Annotated in this window: 29 protein-coding genes; 24 read left to right on the top strand and 5 right to left on the bottom strand. The window is 27.1% G+C overall.

Features of this window, described 5'->3' with window-relative positions:
* Positions 1–284 precede the first annotated feature (284 nt).
* The 5 genes from I4V63_RS14725 to I4V63_RS14705 form a co-directional block, all read right to left on the bottom strand.
* A complete protein-coding gene (locus tag I4V63_RS14725; protein ID WP_196001986.1) occupies positions 285–1808 on the bottom strand; it encodes a hypothetical protein in 1524 nt (507 codons plus the stop codon).
* A gap of 23 nt (positions 1809–1831) precedes the next feature.
* Positions 1832–2869, bottom strand: a complete 1038-nt coding sequence (locus I4V63_RS14720) for a nucleoid-associated protein (RefSeq protein ID WP_196001985.1) — start codon at positions 2867–2869, stop codon at positions 1832–1834.
* A gap of 662 nt (positions 2870–3531) precedes the next feature.
* Complete coding sequence (locus tag I4V63_RS14715; RefSeq protein WP_196001984.1) at positions 3532–3942, bottom strand: hypothetical protein; 411 nt, start codon at positions 3940–3942, stop codon at positions 3532–3534.
* Positions 3924–4478: a hypothetical protein gene (locus I4V63_RS14710; RefSeq protein WP_196001983.1), complete on the bottom strand. Its 555-nt coding sequence runs from the start codon at positions 4476–4478 to the stop codon at positions 3924–3926. Before I4V63_RS14710 ends, I4V63_RS14715 begins: the two co-directional genes overlap by 19 nt.
* A 54-nt stretch (positions 4479–4532) precedes the next feature.
* The gene (locus I4V63_RS14705; RefSeq protein WP_243280525.1) at positions 4533–4955 is read right to left on the bottom strand and encodes a helix-turn-helix transcriptional regulator; all 423 of its coding nucleotides are present in this window, start codon (positions 4953–4955) and stop codon (positions 4533–4535) included.
* Between the two features lie 108 nt (positions 4956–5063).
* Here I4V63_RS14705 and I4V63_RS14700 point away from each other — a divergent pair, with 108 nt between their 5' ends.
* The 24 genes from I4V63_RS14700 to I4V63_RS14585 all read left to right on the top strand — a co-directional run bounded on the left by I4V63_RS14700 (position 5064) and on the right by I4V63_RS14585 (position 21029).
* Positions 5064–5261: a helix-turn-helix transcriptional regulator gene (locus I4V63_RS14700; RefSeq protein WP_196001982.1), complete on the top strand. Its 198-nt coding sequence runs from the start codon at positions 5064–5066 to the stop codon at positions 5259–5261.
* Positions 5262–5459: 198 nt separating this feature from the next.
* Positions 5460–5855 (top strand): hypothetical protein, encoded by a 396-nt coding sequence (locus I4V63_RS14695; protein ID WP_196001981.1) that lies wholly within the window; start codon positions 5460–5462, stop codon positions 5853–5855.
* A 41-nt stretch (positions 5856–5896) separates the two neighbouring features.
* Entirely contained in the window at positions 5897–6058 is a 162-nt protein-coding gene (locus I4V63_RS14690; RefSeq protein ID WP_196001980.1) for a hypothetical protein, read from the top strand.
* 19 nt (positions 6059–6077) lie between these two features.
* The gene (locus tag I4V63_RS14685; RefSeq protein ID WP_196001979.1) at positions 6078–6335 is read left to right on the top strand and encodes a hypothetical protein; all 258 of its coding nucleotides are present in this window, start codon (positions 6078–6080) and stop codon (positions 6333–6335) included.
* A 95-nt stretch (positions 6336–6430) separates the two neighbouring features.
* Positions 6431–7435, top strand: a complete 1005-nt coding sequence (locus I4V63_RS14680) for a ParB/RepB/Spo0J family partition protein (protein ID WP_196001978.1) — start codon at positions 6431–6433, stop codon at positions 7433–7435.
* Positions 7436–7437: 2 nt separating this feature from the next.
* A complete protein-coding gene (locus I4V63_RS14675) occupies positions 7438–8268 on the top strand; it encodes a hypothetical protein (protein WP_196001977.1) in 831 nt (276 codons plus the stop codon).
* 2 nt (positions 8269–8270) lie between these two features.
* The gene (gene dnaB, locus I4V63_RS14670) at positions 8271–9596 is read left to right on the top strand and encodes a replicative DNA helicase (protein WP_196001976.1); all 1326 of its coding nucleotides are present in this window, start codon (positions 8271–8273) and stop codon (positions 9594–9596) included.
* Positions 9593–9790, top strand: a complete 198-nt coding sequence (locus I4V63_RS14665; protein ID WP_196001975.1) for a hypothetical protein — start codon at positions 9593–9595, stop codon at positions 9788–9790. The genes dnaB and I4V63_RS14665 overlap by 4 nt, the downstream gene beginning before the upstream one ends.
* Before the next feature lie 146 nt (positions 9791–9936).
* Positions 9937–10164, top strand: coding sequence for a hypothetical protein (locus tag I4V63_RS14660; protein ID WP_196001974.1), 228 nt, complete (start codon positions 9937–9939; stop codon positions 10162–10164).
* Between the two features lie 122 nt (positions 10165–10286).
* Complete coding sequence (locus I4V63_RS14655) at positions 10287–10961, top strand: hypothetical protein (protein ID WP_196001973.1); 675 nt, start codon at positions 10287–10289, stop codon at positions 10959–10961.
* 11 nt (positions 10962–10972) lie between these two features.
* Positions 10973–11572, top strand: a complete 600-nt coding sequence (locus tag I4V63_RS14650; RefSeq protein WP_196001972.1) for a hypothetical protein — start codon at positions 10973–10975, stop codon at positions 11570–11572.
* Positions 11573–11669: 97 nt separating this feature from the next.
* The gene (locus I4V63_RS14645) at positions 11670–12128 is read left to right on the top strand and encodes a DUF1492 domain-containing protein (protein WP_196001971.1); all 459 of its coding nucleotides are present in this window, start codon (positions 11670–11672) and stop codon (positions 12126–12128) included.
* A gap of 189 nt (positions 12129–12317) precedes the next feature.
* Positions 12318–12485 (top strand): hypothetical protein, encoded by a 168-nt coding sequence (locus I4V63_RS14640; RefSeq protein WP_196001970.1) that lies wholly within the window; start codon positions 12318–12320, stop codon positions 12483–12485.
* Between the two features lies 1 nt (position 12486).
* Positions 12487–13158 (top strand): tyrosine-type recombinase/integrase, encoded by a 672-nt coding sequence (locus I4V63_RS14635; RefSeq protein WP_196001969.1) that lies wholly within the window; start codon positions 12487–12489, stop codon positions 13156–13158.
* Positions 13159–13467: 309 nt separating this feature from the next.
* Positions 13468–14157 (top strand): phage terminase small subunit, encoded by a 690-nt coding sequence (terS, locus tag I4V63_RS14630; RefSeq protein WP_196001968.1) that lies wholly within the window; start codon positions 13468–13470, stop codon positions 14155–14157.
* A complete protein-coding gene (locus tag I4V63_RS14625) occupies positions 14150–15433 on the top strand; it encodes a PBSX family phage terminase large subunit (protein WP_196001967.1) in 1284 nt (427 codons plus the stop codon). The genes terS and I4V63_RS14625 overlap by 8 nt, the downstream gene beginning before the upstream one ends.
* A gap of 29 nt (positions 15434–15462) precedes the next feature.
* On the top strand, positions 15463–16860 hold the full coding sequence (locus I4V63_RS14620; RefSeq protein ID WP_196001966.1) for a phage portal protein: 1398 nt from the start codon (positions 15463–15465) through the stop codon (positions 16858–16860).
* On the top strand, positions 16857–17024 hold the full coding sequence (locus tag I4V63_RS14615) for a hypothetical protein (RefSeq protein WP_196001965.1): 168 nt from the start codon (positions 16857–16859) through the stop codon (positions 17022–17024). Before I4V63_RS14620 ends, I4V63_RS14615 begins: the two co-directional genes overlap by 4 nt.
* Before the next feature lies 1 nt (position 17025).
* The gene (locus tag I4V63_RS14610) at positions 17026–18582 is read left to right on the top strand and encodes a minor capsid protein (protein ID WP_196001964.1); all 1557 of its coding nucleotides are present in this window, start codon (positions 17026–17028) and stop codon (positions 18580–18582) included.
* Position 18583: 1 nt separating this feature from the next.
* The gene (locus tag I4V63_RS14605) at positions 18584–18832 is read left to right on the top strand and encodes a hypothetical protein (RefSeq protein ID WP_196001963.1); all 249 of its coding nucleotides are present in this window, start codon (positions 18584–18586) and stop codon (positions 18830–18832) included.
* A gap of 66 nt (positions 18833–18898) precedes the next feature.
* Positions 18899–19156: a hypothetical protein gene (locus I4V63_RS14600; protein ID WP_196001962.1), complete on the top strand. Its 258-nt coding sequence runs from the start codon at positions 18899–18901 to the stop codon at positions 19154–19156.
* Positions 19156–19431, top strand: a complete 276-nt coding sequence (locus I4V63_RS14595) for a DUF6275 family protein (protein WP_196001961.1) — start codon at positions 19156–19158, stop codon at positions 19429–19431. The genes I4V63_RS14600 and I4V63_RS14595 overlap by 1 nt, the downstream gene beginning before the upstream one ends.
* Positions 19432–19523: 92 nt before the next feature.
* Positions 19524–20111 (top strand): DUF4355 domain-containing protein, encoded by a 588-nt coding sequence (locus I4V63_RS14590; protein ID WP_196001960.1) that lies wholly within the window; start codon positions 19524–19526, stop codon positions 20109–20111.
* Positions 20112–20135: 24 nt separating this feature from the next.
* On the top strand, positions 20136–21029 hold the full coding sequence (locus I4V63_RS14585) for a capsid protein (RefSeq protein WP_196001959.1): 894 nt from the start codon (positions 20136–20138) through the stop codon (positions 21027–21029).
* The last annotated feature ends 58 nt before the right edge of the window (positions 21030–21087 follow it).

Genomic DNA, 21087 nt, shown 5'->3' with positions numbered 1-21087 from the left:
AATATGCTTTGAAGGAATTTGCTGAGAATGTTGTGTTACTTGATACTGGTCATGCAGTATATTCGAAAGTGCAACATATAAGGAAATATTTAAAAACTATTCGTATAGTCTGATAGAGCTATTATATGGCGATATGTAAGTTAAAGCATATATGGAAAAAAGCTTATGAATCAAAGATTTTTACTAGTAATGTAAGAAAGAGTATTCAAGCAAACATAGTATATTCATTATAGAAGATTAGTTAAAATAGAAATATATAAAATAAAAGATGCATTGTGCATCTTTTATTTTATATATAATTTAATTATTTCAATTATTTTAGTTGTAAACATAAAAGATAATATTCCGAGTGCTATCATCGCAATATATATTATTAAACTAACCCAAAAATAAATATGAAATCTAATTTTAACTTTTTTTGTAATACTATCTTTATTAGTTATTTTATCATACTGTTCATTACCTAAAACTGGTTTGAAGTAATCTAATTTATTATTATGACGTTTAATATATGTTAAATATGATAAAAACTGAGTTGTAAAAGAATATATACAATCAATAATCAAAAATGCTGTATATATCAATAGAGATAACTTTAAGATAGTTATATTTTCATTCTTTAAATAAACATAGGATACTCCAACAAGAGTTGCTATAGTGCTTAAAAGTGTTTTATTCATTTTTGAAGTTAATTCACTAATTTGTGATTGGATATATTCTGTACTTTTATCTAAGAAATCATATAAATTATATCTAATAGAAAAATAACTTTCAACATTCCCTATAGTTAATATATTCAAATTTTCATTAGAGGAATCTAATACTTGATTGGCTTTTAGATAAAATAAATCAAGCATTGTATGACTACAATCATCACATAAATATATACAAAGCATATTTCTAACTAAGTATATATTTTGAATATTAATAGAATTATAACACAAATAATATAATTGAATAAGTTTATCATAATTAAAGTGATTTTTATTAAGATCGTCTATATTATAATCTATAACTATGGATTTATTAGATGATATTTTAGAAGACACTATGGTTCCATTTAAACTTGAATTATTACTTAAATAGATTATAAAAAATAATACAAATAAATTATTATAAATTATTTTTAAGCTTTCGTCTAAACTATAAATTGAATTACTATAATCAAATATAAATAAGTCAGGAACTATATTTGATATATTAATTTCAATATTGCAACAACTTCTACGCAAATCCTTTTTTAAAATTAAGTTTGAGTCAATAGCATTAAAATCGTCAATTTTACTCAGGTTATTAATGTCAATAATTAACGTAGAGTTATTCTTTATATAAGTATTAGAATCTTGTAATAATATAATTATATTTGGTTTATAGATTGTATGAATTTTTGAGATAGTATCTATATTATTAAAGGGATTTAAAAGAAGTTTTTTGTAAAAAGCTTCTTTTAAGAACCAAATGTAATTAGTATCTTCATTACAATGTAATATACTATTTTTAGGAATTACAAGTCTATAGTTAATGTTTTTTGTAGCAAGCCTTTCAGCATGATTTAGGTGCTCTATAATATAATTAGGAAATGTAAATGATGATTTCTTATTAGATAAACTAGGTTGAGTAATAGTGCTTTCGATGGTAATTTCTGAAGGATTTAATTCAATGATTGATATAATGGTATCTAAGAAAATTTCGTTTGATTGAAATAGATCCTTAAATAATGATATTTTAATAACTTCTTCTGTTTCTGACTCTAAAGTATAATTACAATTTTTTAGAATAGAATATAAGTTATTAATTTTATTAAACATTGAAACTCCTCCTTAAAATTAAATTATCTAGATTTAACACTTTCATCAACAACTTTACCTGTTAATGAAAATGTAGTTGTCCCATTATCACTAATAGTTCTATTATAATAATCAGTATATCCGTCATCGGTAAGCAAATCAATAGGCAGTTTTATTTCTACATTATTATCTAACTTTATTTTATGAACCTTGTAATCATTTGTAACATCATCAGTTAGTAAAATTTCTTTGTTTATAAGACCTTTTCTTTCTAGATGAGTGTTGTAATCCTCTTTGAACTGTTCTAGCTCTTCTATAAAAAGAAAGTTTTGAAAGGCTTCTATATCAATTGTATCATTATCAGTAATTGATGAAATACATTGACTTTTTACATTCTCTAATTTTATCTTAATTTCAGTTGATATATTAGGGCGATCACACACAGTATTAACCCATATAATAGTTTCTTCAATAAAAGTTTGTGTAGATTTTCTATTATCCATTGATTCTCGAGCTTGTAAAAACGTTGAAATAAAGAAATCAGCATTGTTTTTGTCATTTATTACAAGGTTATAATCACTATTTGGATCATATTTTTGTATTAATGCACATTTTTTTAGTTCAGAGGAACTAGATGCAAGAATAGTTAAATGTTTAATTAAAGCATCATTATTATTAATTTCATGGAAAAAACCGGTTGAAAACTCAAGAAGTAAAACAGCTATAAATTTTTCATTTTCATCATTTTGGTATTCACAGAATATTAAATCATATGGACCATACGATCCGTCTTCACATATTTGATTCAAATATGTAGCTAACTCAATAGAATTTTCAATAAAAGCTTCATCATTTTCCAGCATGAGATCAAATCTAGTTAACGAATCATTTTCAGCGGTAAACATATAATTAGCTGCTTTTCTACCACGTCTCTTTGCCGATGATTTTATATGTTTAATTAGAAAACTATTGAATTTAGAGTCGTCATTAGGCAGGAGACTTCTATTATAGTGAGAATCGCTATTATTTATAATATGTAGTATAGCCTTATTTATATTAATACGTTTAACATTTGTTATCAAAAGAATCATCCTTTCGTTAAATATTATTTAGAGTTTTAAAAATATATTATAAAACTTTTTATATTGTCTAAAAAAATCTTCACTAAAGTACTAATTATCAAAATTAATAGACAATCTTTTTGAACTAATTAACTTAAAGTGTATCATTTAGTGAGTTATTAAATCGACTTAAGAAATTCATTTTTATCTAAAATCTTTAAATATTAATCTTTTTCAATAAGAATTTCAGCTTTGTGCTTAGAGTTTTTTGATTTCAATAAACTTATCATAATATTCTCTTTTTTATCCATATATGATAGAGTTTCTGAAAAACAATGATTTGCCTAAAAATTCGAGATCTTCATCAAAGTTTGTAGACTTAGGTTTGAAATTTAATTTTCTAGCAATTTTTTTGTTTATTAATAATATTGTATTATATTTTTGATAAATACTATCTATATGATATTTAGTTATCCAATTATAGATTTAAATAATATTATTTTTTAGAACTTGTTCACTTTTTTCTTAAATTATTTTATCACTTCCCTTTCTGTTAAAATGAGTGAATAATACCTATAAAAATAAAGTGAAAATATTACTGTAATAATATAAAAATATAAGTGTTCTTTAAGAACACCTTATTTTTATATTTATTTAAATAATAATTTATATTAAGCTATAGATTACCCTAAAGACTCTCTAACTAAGTCACCAATTTTAATTTTAGAATTATAATTAGCTAATCCTCCTGTTGCTTCTGACATATCAACATTAAGTTCATCAGGAACTTTCTCCCCATAACCATAAGCTGATTGGAGTTGACTACTTAGAGTAGTAAGAGCAGTTGCCATTGGATTATTATCAACTTTTTTTACATTGACACATACGCTCATATTTAAATATAAAGTTTCTATTTCTATCTTAGCTTTAATAAAATCTAAAGTACCTAGCTCCTCTTTAGTATCAGGATCAATAACCATATCACCTTTTACAAAAATTTCGAATTTACTTCCGCTCTTGAATCCATCACTAGCACCAGCATTAATTACAATTCTATTTTCGTCTATAATCTTAACTACTTTATATTGATCCATGTTTCTTCCTCCAGTTCTGAAAGTATTTTACGGTGAACTTCATTAGCATTTACTTTGAAGTTCTTAACAATATCATTATTAGGTAATATAACATAAGCATCTTCGATGCAACCTAAAAGTGAACTATAACCGCTTTTATATGTGGCAGATCTTTTTTTATATTTTTCATTACTTTTTAAAATAACTTCTTTATTATTGTTTAAAGTATTAACTTTATCTTGTAAATCTTTAATCTGCTTTGTAGTTTCAAACACTCTTTTGTTAAGAGTCTTATTGTCATCTATAATAAGCAATCCAATCTTTTTACAATCACGTAATTTAGAAATCAAAATTACAATAATAATAATTAAAATTAAAAAAATTGCAGCTGTAGTATATAGTAATTTTAGCTTAAGAGATAATTCACTTATCCAAAGAAATATAGTAACCAAAGCACTAATAAATCCTATAAAAGATCCAATAACAGTAGAAGTATCTTTTAAAAAAGAACTTGCTTTATTAAGTTCTTCAATTTTTTTCTTATAAATGTTTTCCATGATAAACCGCCTTATTTTATCATTAATTAAATTTAATAAATAATAAAGAGTATATTATTTATTAAATTTTTTTTTAGAAACTATAAATTTAATAAAATTTTCTATATCATCTAAATCATCTTCGGTAAATTCTTCACCGTCAAAATGAGCAGCTAATGTTTTAAGTCCATTAGTACTTAAATTTTCGCTTATTGAAGTTAAAGAAAAATTATCGTCATAATTACGAATATCAGATTTACCTAATAGGTAATCAATAGAAATCTCAAAAAAATCAGCAAGTTTTTCTAATGTAGGTGTTTCTGGAATTTGCTTTCCAGACTCATATTTTGATATTGATGATCTATCTAGATAAAGCTTTTCAGCTAACTGAGTTTGATTTATATTATTTTTCTTTCGTTCGGCTTTTAATCTTTCAGCAAAAGTTGCCATTATATCACCTCTTATATTAATTTTATCATAATGTGATTTAAAATCCATAAATGTGACTTATAATCACAAACATTCTTAAAAACAATTGACACAGTGATTTTAAATCACTATAATAAACGTATATAAGTGATTTAAAATCACGAAGGAGGTGAAAAATTGAGTATAGAAGATTTAAAGGTTTTAAGGATAAGACGTAGACTTAAACAACAAGATATTGCCAAGGAGCTTGGAATAACTACAAATAGCTATACTAAGAAAGAAAATGCTATAAATCCGTTTACCCTTAAAGAGGTAAAAATACTTAAAGAATTTTTAAATATTAGTGATAACGAAATAATAAAAATTTTTTTGTAGTATATGTGATTTTAAATCACATATGATTATAACTATATTTTGAATATGTATAAATGGTAAAAAGTACAAAAAGGAGAAGGAGTATAATGACAATTTATGCATTGATTGTGTATGTAGAAGAAGAATGTAAGCCAAATGGAATTATACCTACATGGGAAGGATTTAAGGAGTTTAAGAAAAATAAATGGAGGGATTGAAATGGGAAGATTGCCATATAAGGCTATTAATAATATTTACTGTAAGGCAAGATTAAAAGCTGCTGAAAGTAATCCGGTTTTTCAATCAAGAGAAAGTACAGCATATGAGTTAAATATTCCTATGGATTCTTTAATATCGTATGAATTGGATTTATGTAAAAGTGTTCCAGCAGATAGAGTTGTACTTATGGCCAAAGCTTATAATGCAAGTTATTTGTTAGAGAATTATTGTTGTAGTTGTCCTATAGGAAAATTGTTTACAGAGCAAAGCTTACTTGAAAAACTTAATAATAATCAGCTTGATTATGAAGTGGAATTACTTAAGAGATTAGAGTTAGCAGCTAGATTTTATAGAAGAAAGATAGAAAGAATTAGAAGTAACAAAGAGGATAAATAAATCATATATTAATATGATATTTTGGAGGATGAGGTATTTATATGACAGTAGTAGTTAATTACCCAGAAGACCTTACAGAGGTTAAGGACAAGCTTTTGGACTTTATGGTTGAATATACCTATAGTATTTTAAAACCTCAAGAAATTGAAGCACTTATAGAGCATGGGGATGAGGTTTTAGCAATGGAGGAAAATAAGAAATAGATATTTTAAGGAGGATAAAATGAGTAACAAAGTTATGAGTCGATTTTTACATTTGTCAGAATTAGCTATGAAGGTTAATACTTATACAGAGCATGATGTATTTATAACATTTTCAGGACATGTAAATCATATGGTAATTCATTATAACAAAGATGGTTATAAATATGGTGAAAGTAATAAAGTAACTTTATTTGATATATATGCAGGTTATGAAAGTGAAAAGGATATTTTAAAAGTATTTAATGCAGCAGAAAAGAAATTAATTGCTTTAATGTAAAAAAGAACCCTTATAAAAGGATTCTTCAAACACTTTTTGAGTTACGGACTGCCATCCGTAACTCCATTATATAACATAAAGGAGTATATGTAAATATGGAGGATAAGTTTAAAGTTATAGATTTAGATATAGATAAATTAGTGCCATCTAATAAGAATTTCTATGTAATTAGAGAAGTTGAAGAATTAGCAGAATCTATTAAAGAAAGTGGATTAATGCATAATCTTGTAGTTAGAAAAAGAGAAGACGGTAACTTTGAGATATTATCTGGTGAAAGAAGATATAGTGCTTTAAAAATGCTTGGATATAAAAAGGTTCCTTGTCAAGTTAAGGAATTAAGCGATTTAGATTCAGAGCTTTTACTTATTCAAGCTAATGCTAGGCAAAGAGAGTTAACACATACTGAAAAAATGGAAGGTATCAATAGATTAAAGGAAATCTATGAAGAAAAAAGAAAAAATGGTGAAACTCTTAAAGGTAGAACAAGAGATTTGATTGGCAAAGATATTGGTCTTTCAGGTGTACAAGTTGGAAGGTATATGAAGGTTTCTAAAGGACTTATAGATGATTTTAAACCACTAGTTGATGAAGGAGATATTACATTAACTGATGCTGTAGTTTTAAGTGGATTAAGCAAAGATGAACAAGCTGAAATTTATACGCAGGTAAAGGATTTGGACCCTAAGGAAGATAAGCAGGAAATTAATATTTTAATTCAAGGAATAAAACAGCCTGTAGAAAAAGCTGAAGATAAAGTATTACTAGATGAAATGACAGCAGAAAATAAAACGTTAGAAGAGTGGTATGAATATAAGAAAAATAAAATATTAAGTTGCTTAGGCGATGATCCTGCACCAAAGGTTGTATTTAACAGAGATGACTTTCATGGAATATTAACTACTAAAAAAGTAGAAATATTAGATACAACTTTAGTTATAAAGATGGAAAATGGAGAAATAAAGATAAATATAGATTTTTTCTATACTAGAAATGTGGATTGGATTGATTATAAAGATGGAAAATTAAAGCCACAGAACTCATGGAAGGTTAATGATGAAATATATCTATGGTTTAAGTCATGGAATAAGAGGGGAGCATAAGGATGAAATTTACACATTTAGGTTTTAGTCAAAGAGTTGCAATAGATATTGGGTTAGATGATAAAGATTTAGCTATCTTAAGGTGGTTTATTGACTTTAAAGATAGTAATAAAATCACTAAAAAGGTATTTGATGGCGAAATCTTTTACTGGGTTAAATATGATGCTGTAATTGAAGAATATCCTATTTTCAAATTTAAAAAGGATACTGTTTACAGACGTTTAAAGGCTATGTCTGATAAAGGAATACTAAAGCATAGGACTTTAAAACAGGGTGGTGTATGGAGCTTTTATGCAGTTGGAGATAGATATATAGAATTAATTTCTGATGAACTCAAAGAAGATAAAAATCCTAAAAAAGAACCAGAAAATGACAAAGGTATAAGTGAATCTAAAGAGTTCGGATTTAAATCCGAACAGGTCGGAGCACAATCCGAAGGTAACGGATTTAAATCCGAATCAAACGGATTGAAACCCGGAATGAAAAATCCATCTACTATATCCATCTACCATAATATATATAGTGCAAATGATGCACAAGATATTTGGAGGTTATATCCTAACAAGAAAGGCAAAGCTCAAGCTATGAAAAAAATACCTAAGTTACTAGAGACTTTAGGAAAAGATGTACTTGTTGGATGTATTAAAAAGTATTTGGATGAAGTTCAAGGAAAAGATAAACAGTTTATACTTAATGGATCAACATTCTTTAATGGAAGATATGAAGATTACCTAGATGATGTGATAGAGGTTAAAGAAGAGATTAAAGATAATACTTGCAATAATGAAGTACAGGAAAATAAATATATATTTAACTTAAGTGAGGATATGTAACTATGAGAGAAGAAGTGTTAAAGGAATTACCAAGTAGCTTAGAAGCTGAACAAGCATTACTTTCAAGTATGATAAATGTTCCAAGTAAGATAAAAGAGGTTGAAGATGTTTTAGGTATAGATGATTTTTACTGGGATAGGCATAAGAGAATTTATAGAAATATTAAAGAGTTATCTAGAAGGGATAGCGAAGTGGATCTTGTTCTATTGCTTGAAGAAATTAAAAATAATGGAGATGTAAAAAGTTGTGGTGGAATTTCTTATATAAGTGATATTGCAGGTAGTGGATTTTATGGAGCTAACGTTGAAGGATATATAAAAATAATCAAAGAAAAATCTGATAGAAGAAATTTAATAAAGACAGGAAGAGAGCTTGTTGGTAGATGTTATGATGGTGAAGCTTTAGATAATTTAATAGGATTTGTTGAAGATAATGTGTACAAGGTGTCTAATTCTAAAGATGCAAGTGAAATAGTCGATATAAATCAAGCTATTACCGATGTATTATCAAGAATTGAACATAATTATCAAAATGGAGGAAAAATCTTAGGAGTTTCTACAGGATATGAAGAATTGGATAAAACAATATCAGGGTTACAAAAAGGTGATTTTATAATAACTGCAGCTAGACCATCAATGGGAAAAACAGCATTTGCACTTAATATAGGGCAATATGCATCAAGAGAAAGCAGTGTTGCTATATTTTCACTAGAAATGACAAGGGATCAATTAATGGAAAGATTGTTAGCTGCAAAGTGCTTAGTTGATTTTAGTGCTATTAAAATCGGGAAACTAAGTGATAAAGAGTTTTTAAAAATAGCTAATGCAGCAAGTGATTTAAGCAATAGAAAAATATTTATTGATGATAAAGCAACATCATTAGCAGATATTAAGGCTAAGTGTAGGAATTTAAAGATTAAAAAGGGTCTTGATGTAGTTATAATAGATTATTTACAACTGATTGAGAGTACTGAAAAATCTTATTCTAGAGAGCAGGAAATAGCAAAGATATCAAGAGAACTTAAGAAGCTGGCTAAAAAGTTAGATATAACAATTATTGCATTATCACAGTTATCAAGAGCACCAGAAGCAAGGGCAGATAGAAGACCTATACTATCTGATTTAAGAGAATCAGGTTCAATAGAACAGGATGCAGATATTATATTAATGCTTTATAGAGATGAGTATTATAACAAAGAATCAGAAGATAGAAATATAGCTGAAGTTATAGTTGGTAAAAATAGAAATGGTGAAGTAAAGACATTAAAACTAGGATGGTTTGGGAACTATCAAAGATTTACATCACTAGATAGGAGGCAATTAGGGTGAGTAATTTAAGAGAAGCAAGTATAGATGAATTAATAGCAGAAATAACTAGGAGAGAAGGAGTAAGATCAATGCAGATAAGTAAAAATGAGTACGTTAAAGCTCAAGTACATTTATCAGCAACTTATGATAATGGGACAAGATATCTAAAGGGATATGGTCCAGGAATTATATTAGAAATTACTAAAAGAGGGTAAGCAAGTATGATTGATAAAGAGAAGTTAACTAATGCAGTTATTAAAAGAGCTGTTAAATATTATTTTAATGGAATTAATGTTGTAGAAGCTATTGATGATTTTGAAAATACAACAGTTAAGTAAATATCTAATTAGAGGTGGTTTATGTGAAAGATTTAGAAAGAAGATATAATGATTTACCGACAACAGTAAAGGGCAATATAAGACATATAATAGATGGTGCCTTTACTTGTTTATGTGGTGAAAAATGGGAATACGGAAAACATTCATTAAGTATAAGGAACTTATTTAAAAATATCCAATGGAAAGGCTTAAGCGATGTAAATTGTGAAAAGTGTAGGGAGTTGTTTATTAAGAGCAAACAAGAAGATTAATTCAAGGTAAGTATTTATAATATAAAAAGTGATCTTTGAAAATATAATAATGCAGAGTATAAAAAAATGTTGAATTAAAAGCCAATTCTTACTATTATAAAATTATAAGGAGGGAATAAATTATGCTTGAAAATGATTTTAGTTCAATGGTAATTTTAAAGTGTCGTGAGAGTTTGATTTTCGAATCTCAAAGAATTGGTAAATTAGAATCACTTACATTTACTAGGGAGGGAACTTTATTTAATAATTTTAAAATTGATATAAATGATGAATATTCTTTAATAGAAAGCTCAATTACTTGGAATGAGGTGGAAGAGGATATTGCTTTTTATGATTTTGAAAATGATAAGATAGTAAGTAGTGATATAAAATCTGTTAAACAGTGTAAACTTACTTTGTGGCAATTTGCACCTAATAGTGAAAATGTATTTATGTTCTTACAGAGAACAAATTTGAAGAAAGCTGCATTAGTATTGAATGCAATATTCAAATATTCTAATTTTAAAAGAATTAATTTAGAAAATGATTTTTTTGAATATATAATAAATAATTATCATAATAACGTAATTGGAAAAACTGTAAATATTGGATTTAATAATATTAATATAAGTAAAAACGGTAAATATGATAGAGATGAAGAGCGAATAACTGAAGTAAAACTTGCATTTTATTTTAACCATAATTTAAATGTTAAAATTAACAGTAGGGGTATTGTGAAGATACTACCAAAAGCACAGAGGCATGAGGTTTATGAAATTATAGAAATAATAAACCATGCAATAATGAAAGTAGATTAAGGGATATTATTATGTATGATATATTAGAATGGTTAAGTAAGAGTAAGGCGTTTGTAGTTATTTCGGGTATTGCATCGATTGTATCACTAATAGGTGCAGTTTTTTGTACAAGTAACCAGTTGTTATGGTGTATTTTAACTTTGATAATAATAGTTTTAATTCTTATTATAGGATTATTTTCATATAATAAAAAATTACTAGGAAAATTAGATAATGTTAATTTGCATATAATAGGAGAAAATATTGAATTAGAAAGTGATTTTGAAGAAAATATATATATAAATAAGGAGGGGGCAATTGTAATTATAAGTGCTAACTTGTCGTTGGATAGGGTTAATGAACAGCATAGTGTTACCTTAGAGCTCAGATTACCTCCATATTTAGAAATAAGTATAGATTATATAAATGGAGTAAAGAGTTTAGGCGGAAGCAGTGATTTTCATAAAATTTCAGTTCCATTGACTAAAGAAATTAATTATGTAAAAATAAAGTCATTTTCTGTAGCAAGTGATAATTATGATGCATTCCTTAAGACTGGTAAAAAAATAGATGTAAAAATAGAGTCTAAATTAATAAAAGAGGATAAAAATGATTATATATCATTTATTTAAAATAGAATATATTTGATATTAAAAGGTGTTCATAATGAACACCTTTTAATGTAAAAAAATATATTTAATTAAATAAAATTGAGGGGATGAATTATTTATGAAAGAAACATTAATAGAAAAGAGATTAGTTAATATTAGAGAAAAACTAGAATTATATCCAATAAGAAAAATTAAGATTGAGGATATGAAGTTAGAATTAAAAGAGCTAGAGTTAGGAGAAAATTTAAAAGCGCAAAGCTATGAAGAAAAAACACAATCTTCAGGAAAATGTAAAAATAATGATGAATTATTATATAGAAAGGAAAGATTAATAAATACTATTGAATACTATGAGACTATAAATAATAGAGTTGATAATTGGATTAAACTTATTAAGAATGAAAAAGCTAAGGAAGCAATTCAATGTTTATACATAAATAAGATGAGTAAGACACAGACTTGTAAAAAGCTTGATAGAACAAGAAAAACAGTTGAAAATTTATTAAAAAAAGGAGAAGAGGAAATTTATAATTCTATATATTCAGTAGATGAAGAAGAGCAAAGAGTAAGTGCATAATTACCCCAAAATCTAAAAAACAATAAAAAAATTACCATAAAATTACCCAATATCTTTAAAAATAGTAGAAAAAATTACCCGAAAATTACCGAAAAATTACCGAGAAAATATGGTAATATAGTATTGTGGAAAAATTTAAAGAGTACTTAGCAAATCGCTAAGTGCTCTTTTCTTTTTAGGGGGGATTCAATGAACATAGCTGAACTTATTAGAGAAAGCAATTTAAAAACTTATGATAAGCTTAATGTTATTAGGAGAAAAACAGTAGGAAATCTTTCAGAAAGAGAAATAAAAGAACTTATGAGTCATAGCTCATATAGAAGAAGTGCCAGTGGAGCTATAAAGCAGGTGAGATAAAATGGCTAGAAAAAAGAAAAAAATAGTTGAAGAACCTGAAAGGAAAAAGAAAGTACCGGCACTTCCCATTCAAGAGCGTGATTATAATAGATTCAAATATAAGTTAGAGGAAATAAGTAAAGATTGTCCTGAAAGAAATTTAATGATCTTTTATATTGGTGTTGCAACTGGATACAGGTTAGTTGACTATTTAAGCCTAACAAATGGAGAGTTAAAAGAGTTTTTGGATGAAGATAAATTTATTATTCAAGAAAGTAAACAATATAATGCATGGAAAACACATATTGCAAATAATCCTAATTCAAAAAGAAAGCCACCAGCTCCTAGAGAGTCAATAATTCAAATGAATCTTAGAAAGAAAGTTAAAGAGTATGTTAAAGGTAAAAAAAATAGTGAATATGCATTTGAAAGTGAAAAGTACCTTGGTGAGCCTATAACTCCTAAAACATATAGTGCAATATTAAAAAAGGTTGGAGAAGAATTAGGATTAAAACATATTACTGGACATAGTTTAAGAAAAACATATGCTCAAAGGTTATGGCAAGAAAAAAGAGATTTAGAGTTTGTTAGAAAAAGTTTAGGACATAAGTCAATAGAAACTACAAAACATTACTTAGGATTAGATAATGAAATTAAAGAAGATGCATCAAGAATAGCAGATTCAAAATTATAATTTTTTTGTACTTAATACGAAAAAAAGTAACGGATGCATATAAGAAAGAAAAAATAAAAATTACTACTAATATATGCACTTAAAAAAGTATATCTCCAATCATAGGGGTTATTTCGCATAAGGAAGTGATAAGAGTAATGGGGTTCAAAGTATTGATTTTAAAGGCTTTAAATAGTTTTTTATCAATAATAATTAAAATTTTAAAATCAAAAAGAGTTAATTATAAATCTGGAAACTCAACCTAAACAGTATTCACGTGTTATAAGAACTTGCTTTAAAGGTATTAAAGGATAGTAATGGAGGTGTGTAATGGCTAGAAAAAGAAATCCTAATAGAGATTTAGCTTATGAGTTATTTAAACATTCTAAAGGAAAGCTAACTTGTAAAGCTATAGCAGAACAACTAAATGAAAAAGAAAGCAATATAAAACTGTGGAGAAGAGAAGATAAATGGATTAATAAAGGTGGAGCACCAAAAGGCAATAAAAATGCATTAGGAAATATAGGACAACTTAAACATGGTATATATTGTGATGAATCAAGATTTAGAGATAATAAGTTTTTATCTAAATATTTACCTAGAAGTATGGTGAATGTAATAGAAGAGCTTAAGAGTGAAAATCCATTAGATATGCTGTGGAGCAATATATTAATACAACAGGCTAAAATATTAAATATGCAAAAGATTATCAATGTAAAAAATAAAAATGATATTACAAAGGTGAAAACCAAAGAAGCATATGGGGAAAACTCATCTACAGAAGAATGGCAATATCAATTTGCTTGGGATAAAGAGAATGCAGCAGTAACAACACTATCAAAAGCTATGCAAACTTTATTTAATATGATAAAGCAGTATGATGAAATGGTTAATAAGAATTGGGATCTAGTAACAGAAGAACAAAAATTAAGGATAGAAGTATTAAAAGAAAAACTAAATAAAGATGATACTTTAGGGATTAATAATAGAGTTCAAATTGTAGATGATATAGATGGTTAAAGTAAAGTTAAAAAGTATAATTGCAAGTAGCTTTTATGATTCTCATAAGGATATAAAGAATGAACTTCATACTCATTACTGGTTTAAAGGTGGCAGAGGAAGTACAAAATCATCTTTTATATCCATAGAAATAGTATTAGGTATGATGAGAGATGCACAAGAAGGTATAATATCAAATGCTTTAATACTAAGAAGAGTTAAAGATACTTTATCAGAATCAGTAAGAGACCAAATAAAATGGGCCATAGATACTTTAGGTGTAAGTGATGATTGGCATGTTCCAGAAGCTAAATTAACTATTACATATAAACCTACAGGGCAAGTAATAAGATTTAAAGGTGCAGATAACCCTAAGAAAGTTAAATCTACTAAAGTACCTAAAGGATATATTAAATATATTTGGTATGAGGAAGTAGATGAATTTGAAGGAAAACATAAAATAGATACTATTAATCAATCTTTGATGAGGGGTGGTCCTAAATTTATTGTATTTTATTCTTTTAATCCACCAGAAAGTCAAAGAAATTGGTGTAATCAAGAAGTTGTAGAAACTAGAGAAGATAAATATATACACCATAGTGATTATAGAACAGTACCAAAAGAATGGCTTGGAGAGCAATTTATTATAGAAGCTGAACATATGAAGAAAGTTAATCCAACTAAATATGAACATGACTATTTAGGGGCTGTTACTGGTACTGGTGGAGAAGTATTTAGAAATATAACAGTAAGAGAAATAACAGATGATGAAATAAAAGTATTTGATAGATTAAAGAATGGATTGGACTTTGGTTATGCAGCTGATCCTTTAGCTTATTTATTAATGAATTATGATAAGACTAGAAAGAAGCTATATATATTTGGTGAAGTTTATAAGGTTCAGTTAAGCAATAGTAAAGCAGTTGAAGAAATAAAGAAGCTTAATAAATTAAATAAAAGAGTTACAGCAGATAGTGCAGAACCTCGAACAATAAATGAATTTAAAAATTTAGGGTTAAATATAGTAGGAGCAAAGAAAGGGCCAGATTCAGTTGAACATGGTCTTAAATTTTTGTCTGAAGAATTAGAAGAAATAATAATTGATCCAGTAAGATGTCCTAATGCAAAAAGAGAGTTTGTAGGTTATGAAATAGAAAAAGATAAAGATGGTAATTTAAAGGGAGAATATCCTGATAAAAATAACCACACTATAGATGCTTGTAGATATGGAATGGAAGATGAAATTAATTCAACTAAAATTAAAGTTAAGAGTAAGGTTAAGTTAGGATTAAGATAATATAAAAATAATAAAAGAGAGGTGAGGAAATGCCAATAATTAAGGATAGAGATTTATTAAATGAAGATGGAAGTATTCCAATAAAACTATTAGTTAAATGTATATCAGAGCATAGAACTATAGTAAATAAAAAATACAAACTACTTCAAGAATATTATGACGGAAATCATAAAATTTTAAACAGGATATTATCTACAGAGTCTTTACCTAATAATAAAATAGTTGCTAATCATGCAGAATATATTACAGATATGGCAACAGGATATGTTTTTGGTTCTCCAGTAAGTTATAGTGGAGATGGTTCAGAAGAATTAAATAATATATTTATAGAAATAGATGAAGATAGTCATAATAATGAACTGGCTTTAGATTTATCTATATACGGTGTAGGATATGAATTGCTTTATATGAATAAAGAAGAAGTTCCTTACCCAGAGTTAGCAGTAGTAAGTCCTTTAAATTCATTTATAGTTGTAGATAGTACAGTTAAACATAAACCTATATTTGGAGTTACTTATTTTCCTAAATTTGATATAGATAATACTTTAAAAGGATATGACGTTAATGTTTATACAGATAATTGTATAACTTATTATTCTTTTACAAATTTAACTGATGAATCACCTGATATTAATGACTTGGAGGAGCATTATTTTAATGATATTCCATTAATAGAATATAAAAATAATAAAAATTTTAAGGGAGATTTTGAAGGAATAATAACTTTAATAGATGCTTATAATTTACTTCAATCTGATAGGGTAAATGATAAAGAGCAAGTTGTAGATGCTATTCTTGCTGTTATAGGTGCTTCATTAGGTGATGATATTGATGAAAAGGTAGAAACAGCTAAGTTACTAAAAGAATTAAAGATTATTGAACTAGACCAAGGTGGGGATGCTAAATGGCTGGTTAAAAACCTTAATGAAACAGAAATAGAAGTTCTTAAGAAAAGCCTTAAAGATGATATACATGAGTTTTCTAAAGTGCCTTGTTTAACAGATGAAAACTTTGTTGGTAATGCTTCTGGTGTTGCTATGAAGTACAAATTATTAGGCTTTGAACAGTTAGGAAAAACTAAAGAGAGATACTTTAAGCAAGGATTAAGAAAGAGATTAAAGCTTATTTCTAATATTGAAAATATAAAGGCTAAAAATATAGATTCAAGTCAAATAGATATTATTATGAAAAGATCACTACCTGTTGATGATGAATTACTTGCTAGAATTGCACAAGAAACAGAGGGCTTTATATCTTGGGAAACTAGACTTAAGAGGTTTGATGAGGAAATTGATATTGAAGAAGAAAGAAAAAGATTATTAGAAGAGAAAAAGCAGAATATTAAAGAACAACAAGAAGCCTTTGGATTCCCATACGATGAAACAGACAAGCCTAATAATAACGTTGAGGAAGGTATAGAAGAATGAAAATAATTGCTTGGATAGTATTATTTTTTAATATTTTATTTACATTAAAAATAATTCCGAATGTATTTGATGGTGAAACTAAAATTCATAGAATAAGTAGTTTCGTGGTTTGTTTAATCACTATAGCAAATTGGACACTATCTATTTATGTTTTAAGGTTATAGTATGAATAGTAGAAATAATAGTTATTGGGAAGCTAGAACAAATGCCATAATGGATACACAACAATTAAATGCAGATAAAGCATTTAGAGAATTAAGGCGTGCTTATATAAAGGCTATAGCTGAAATAGAAGTAGATGTTAGAAAGATATATAATAAGCTTAAGAAAAATGGTGAACTTAATGATAAGCAAGTAAAAGAATTTTTAAATATTGAATTATCAAACTTAGATAGAAAGCAATTGAAGAAATTAATTCTAAATACAAAGGATGATAAGTTAAGAAAGTTTTTAACAGCTAAATTAGATGCACCAGCTTATGCAGCAAGAATAGCAAGAAAAGAGGTTCTTAAGGAAACATTAGTAGATAATTTAAAGCAGATAATGAATGCAGTTGCTATTAATGAAATGGTAGTAGACAAAAACTTATTTATTCAAAATATGAATGAATCATATTATACCCATATGTGGGAAGTTCAAAGAGGTATGCAAATAGGATTTGATGTAGGAGCTTTAGGAAAAGAAACTATTGAGTCTATATTAAAAAGACCATTTGCAGGGGGAAACTATTCTAAAAGAATATGGGGGAATACATCAAAGTTAACAGATCAGCTTTATGAAACTGTATTATCTGGATTATTAAATGGTAAGCCATTAAAGAAAATGATAGATGAATTAACTGAAAAAATGGAAGTTGGTGAAAGTGCAGCTAGAAGATTAGTAAGAACTGAATCGGCTTATTATACTAATATGGCTGCAATAGAAGGTTATAAGGAATGTGGAATAGAAAAGTATAGATATTTTGCTAAATTAGATTTAAAAGTAAGTAATATTTGTAGAGAGCTAGATGGTAAAATATTTGATATTAAAGATGCACAAGCAGGAGAAAATCTTCCACCAATGCATCCATGGTGTAGAAGTTCTATAGGCCCTATAATAGATGGTGGAGTAGCTCAAAGAATTGGTGTTAGAACTAAGGATGTAGTTACTGGTGAAAACAATGTTATTAAAGGGGATATAACTTATAAAGAATGGTATGATAAATATGTAGTAGATAAGTATGGGGAAGATAAAGCAAAAGAACTAGAGAAAAAAGTTAAAAATGAATCTAGTGATAAAAGAACATATAAAAAATATCGAGAAATATTAGGAGATCAAGTTCCAAAATCTTTTGAAGAATTTAGGAAAATGAAGTATAATAATACTAAAGAGTATGAAGATTTAAAAACATTATATAAAGATGTTAATTGGCAAATTAAATCGCAAGAGAATATTATTAGGGGTAGTGAACATAAGGTACCTTTTAATGCTAAACCTAATAGTGTTTTTGATAATTATAAAAATGGAGAATTAGAGTCTAGAAGATATTATGGTAATACTGGAAAGCCACGATTGGATATTGATTTAACTGATCATGGAAATCCAGCACAACATAGAACAGTACCTCATCAACATAATTGGTTAAAAAATGAAGATAATCATGACGATATAAAAAGACCTAAAGATTTGCCATTGACTAAGGCTCAAATGATTGCTAATAAGGATATTTTGAAAGGAGATTAATATGGATTTAGAAAAGTTTAATAGTTTAAATGAACTGATAGATTCAATTAATTTAGGGTTAGATATAGAATTTTATCTTTACGGAACTAGATATAATATATCTCCTGGAGATGATGAATATTTTATTTGTGAATGCCCTAATGGAGATGCAGTATATTATAAAAATGGATTAGATATGGTTAATAACCATAAAATAAATGATAAATTATTAAAAGATATATGGGAAGACATTGGATTATATTCAATGTAGTAAGCACTTACTAAATTAAATAGTAGGTGCTTTTATTATGCTTAAAATTAAGGAGGGGCTGAAAGTATGGAATTAAAAGATACTATTGAAATGATGGTGAGTGCAGACTATAAAGAGAGATTTAAAGCAGAGTATTTACAATTAAAAATAAGAATAAATGGATTAAGAAATATGCTTAAGAAATACAAAGTAGGTGATTTAACATTTAAACCATCTTGTAGTTATGATTTATTAAATGGTCAATTAAAATCAATGGAAATGTATGCTCAATATTTAGAAGAAAGAGCAGAAATAGAAAATATAGAATTGGAGGTGCGTAAATAATGAATGAAAAAGAATTTTTAAAATGGTGTAAACAAGAAGTATGTGATTATACAAATAAACATCTAGATAAAGCAGACAAAAAGGAAATTACAACAGATGATGTATTTATGGTATGGTGCTGTAAAACACTGCAAAATAATAAAGCATTACTTAGCACTACTTTGTTTGATGGAATGTATTATGAGTGTACATACAATGGAGATAAAAAAGAAATGTATGTAGATGCTTATAAGAAATGGGAAAATTATAAAGTTGAAAGAATAATTAAGTCTTAGAAAACTAAGGCTTTTTATTATGCCCAAAACTTGCTTAAGGCTTAAAACTGTGCATGGAATTTAGTCATACGGACGTTAAATGGAGGGATTTTATGTTTATAAAAATTCAAAGGATGTTAGAAGCAGATACAGGATCAGGAGTTAATGGTGCAGGTAATAATAGTAATTCTGATACTACAAATCAAAATGAATCTAATTCTAATGAACAAAATGAAACAAATCAAACTGAAAAAACTTTTACTCAAAAGGATGTTGATAAGCTAATTCAAGATAGATTAGCAAGAGAGCAATCTAAATGGGAAAAAAGAGTTCAGGATGAAAGAACTGAAGCTGAAAAAATAGCTAAAATGAATGCAGAACAAAAAGCAAAGTATGAAGAAGAAAAAAGAAATGCAGAGCTAGAAAAAAGAGAAAAAGACATAACTGTTAGAGAGCTTAGAGCAACAGCGCATGAAATTTTAGCTGAAAAGAATTTACCTAAAGAATTAGTAGATATTCTTAATTATTCAGATGCAGAGCAATGCAATAAAAGTATTGAAGCTGTAGAAAAAGCTTTCCAAACTGTAGTAGAGAGAGCTGTAAATGAAAAATTAAGAGGTGGAAACATTCCAAAGGGTGGTCAAAGTAATAATAATCAATCATTTGGCTTTAACTTTACAGGTGTAAGAAGTAAAAAATAATAAAAGAAAGAAGGAGAATATTATATGACAGCATTAAATTACGCACAAGAATACGCACAAGAATTAGCACAAGCTTATCCATATGTACTTTATAGTGGAGCATTATGGAATACTGAAAACTCTAGCAAGTATAGAGTAGTAGATGCTAAAACAATACAAATACCATCAATTAGTGTAGGTGGTAGAACAAATGGTAATAGAGATACTATTGGAGGGTTTACAAGAAATTTTGATAATGCTTGGGAAACTAAAACATTAAAAAATCATAGGATATGGCAAACATTAGCACATCCTAAGGATATAGATGAAACTAATAAGGTTGTATCTATAGCTAATATTACTAAGGTAATGAATGAAGAAGAAAAGTTCCCAGAAATGGATGCATATATCTTCTCAACTATATACCAGTTAAGAAATGGACAAAAGGAAATTACTCCATTAGAGAGTGATTTAACATTAGCTAATGTTTTAGATAAGTTTGACGATATGATGGATTCTATGGATGAAGCAAGGGTTCCTAAAGCAGGAAGAATATTATATTGTGATACTTATACTAAAACTTTAATTGATAAGGCAATAGCTATAGTAAGAAGCAATGCAGATAAGAAGATAGTAAGAGATGTTGAAAGACTTGAAGAAGTAAATATAGTATCAGTTCCTACAGATTTATTTAAAACAAAATATACTTTTGATAATGGATATAAGGTAGCAACTGGAGCATTAGATATTAAGATGTTATTAGTACATCCATCATCGATTTTACCGATAGTATCATATGAGTTTGCACAATTAGAATCTCCAAGTGCCATGTCTCAAGGTAAATATGTTTATTTTGAAGAATCATTTGAGGATGTATTTATACTTAATAAGAGGATTGATGCTATACAAATTTGTGTTAAAGCAGCTATTCAAGAATAAAAAGGGGCTGTATCAAAATAAATTTTGATAATAGCCGATAAAAAAAGGAGGGTTCGAA

Origin of the sequence: Clostridium sp. 1001271B_151109_B4 (assembly GCF_015670405.1) — a bacterium.
In the GTDB taxonomy this organism is placed as follows: Bacteria; Bacillota; Clostridia; order Clostridiales; family Clostridiaceae; genus Clostridium.
Note: the sequence above shows the minus strand (reverse complement) of the source record. Positions and strands in the feature narration are given on the sequence as shown.

What these genes read in the sequence shown, in the direction of transcription:
- I4V63_RS14715 (WP_196001984.1), bottom strand. Translation starts at nt 3,942, where the DNA reads ATGGATCAATATAAAGTAGTTAAGATTATAGACGAAAATAGAATTGTA.
- I4V63_RS14610 (WP_196001964.1), top strand. Translation starts at nt 17,026, where the DNA reads ATGAATAGTAGAAATAATAGTTATTGGGAAGCTAGAACAAATGCCATA.
- I4V63_RS14675 (WP_196001977.1), top strand. Translation starts at nt 7,438, where the DNA reads ATGAAATTTACACATTTAGGTTTTAGTCAAAGAGTTGCAATAGATATT.
- I4V63_RS14650 (WP_196001972.1), top strand. Translation starts at nt 10,973, where the DNA reads ATGTATGATATATTAGAATGGTTAAGTAAGAGTAAGGCGTTTGTAGTT.
- I4V63_RS14685 (WP_196001979.1), top strand. Translation starts at nt 6,078, where the DNA reads ATGAGTAACAAAGTTATGAGTCGATTTTTACATTTGTCAGAATTAGCT.
- I4V63_RS14625 (WP_196001967.1), top strand. Translation starts at nt 14,150, where the DNA reads ATGGTTAAAGTAAAGTTAAAAAGTATAATTGCAAGTAGCTTTTATGAT.
- I4V63_RS14615 (WP_196001965.1), top strand. Translation starts at nt 16,857, where the DNA reads ATGAAAATAATTGCTTGGATAGTATTATTTTTTAATATTTTATTTACA.
- I4V63_RS14635 (WP_196001969.1), top strand. Translation starts at nt 12,487, where the DNA reads ATGGCTAGAAAAAAGAAAAAAATAGTTGAAGAACCTGAAAGGAAAAAG.
- I4V63_RS14640 (WP_196001970.1), top strand. Translation starts at nt 12,318, where the DNA reads ATGAACATAGCTGAACTTATTAGAGAAAGCAATTTAAAAACTTATGAT.
- I4V63_RS14710 (WP_196001983.1), bottom strand. Translation starts at nt 4,478, where the DNA reads ATGGAAAACATTTATAAGAAAAAAATTGAAGAACTTAATAAAGCAAGT.
- I4V63_RS14620 (WP_196001966.1), top strand. Translation starts at nt 15,463, where the DNA reads ATGCCAATAATTAAGGATAGAGATTTATTAAATGAAGATGGAAGTATT.
- I4V63_RS14590 (WP_196001960.1), top strand. Translation starts at nt 19,524, where the DNA reads ATGTTTATAAAAATTCAAAGGATGTTAGAAGCAGATACAGGATCAGGA.
- I4V63_RS14695 (WP_196001981.1), top strand. Translation starts at nt 5,460, where the DNA reads ATGGGAAGATTGCCATATAAGGCTATTAATAATATTTACTGTAAGGCA.
- I4V63_RS14705 (WP_243280525.1), bottom strand. Translation starts at nt 4,955, where the DNA reads ATGGATTTTAAATCACATTATGATAAAATTAATATAAGAGGTGATATA.
- I4V63_RS14600 (WP_196001962.1), top strand. Translation starts at nt 18,899, where the DNA reads ATGGAATTAAAAGATACTATTGAAATGATGGTGAGTGCAGACTATAAA.
- I4V63_RS14645 (WP_196001971.1), top strand. Translation starts at nt 11,670, where the DNA reads ATGAAAGAAACATTAATAGAAAAGAGATTAGTTAATATTAGAGAAAAA.
- I4V63_RS14725 (WP_196001986.1), bottom strand. Translation starts at nt 1,808, where the DNA reads ATGTTTAATAAAATTAATAACTTATATTCTATTCTAAAAAATTGTAAT.
- I4V63_RS14690 (WP_196001980.1), top strand. Translation starts at nt 5,897, where the DNA reads ATGACAGTAGTAGTTAATTACCCAGAAGACCTTACAGAGGTTAAGGAC.
- I4V63_RS14585 (WP_196001959.1), top strand. Translation starts at nt 20,136, where the DNA reads ATGACAGCATTAAATTACGCACAAGAATACGCACAAGAATTAGCACAA.
- I4V63_RS14655 (WP_196001973.1), top strand. Translation starts at nt 10,287, where the DNA reads ATGCTTGAAAATGATTTTAGTTCAATGGTAATTTTAAAGTGTCGTGAG.
- I4V63_RS14680 (WP_196001978.1), top strand. Translation starts at nt 6,431, where the DNA reads ATGGAGGATAAGTTTAAAGTTATAGATTTAGATATAGATAAATTAGTG.
- I4V63_RS14595 (WP_196001961.1), top strand. Translation starts at nt 19,156, where the DNA reads ATGAATGAAAAAGAATTTTTAAAATGGTGTAAACAAGAAGTATGTGAT.
- I4V63_RS14605 (WP_196001963.1), top strand. Translation starts at nt 18,584, where the DNA reads ATGGATTTAGAAAAGTTTAATAGTTTAAATGAACTGATAGATTCAATT.
- terS (WP_196001968.1), top strand. Translation starts at nt 13,468, where the DNA reads ATGGCTAGAAAAAGAAATCCTAATAGAGATTTAGCTTATGAGTTATTT.
- dnaB (WP_196001976.1), top strand. Translation starts at nt 8,271, where the DNA reads ATGAGAGAAGAAGTGTTAAAGGAATTACCAAGTAGCTTAGAAGCTGAA.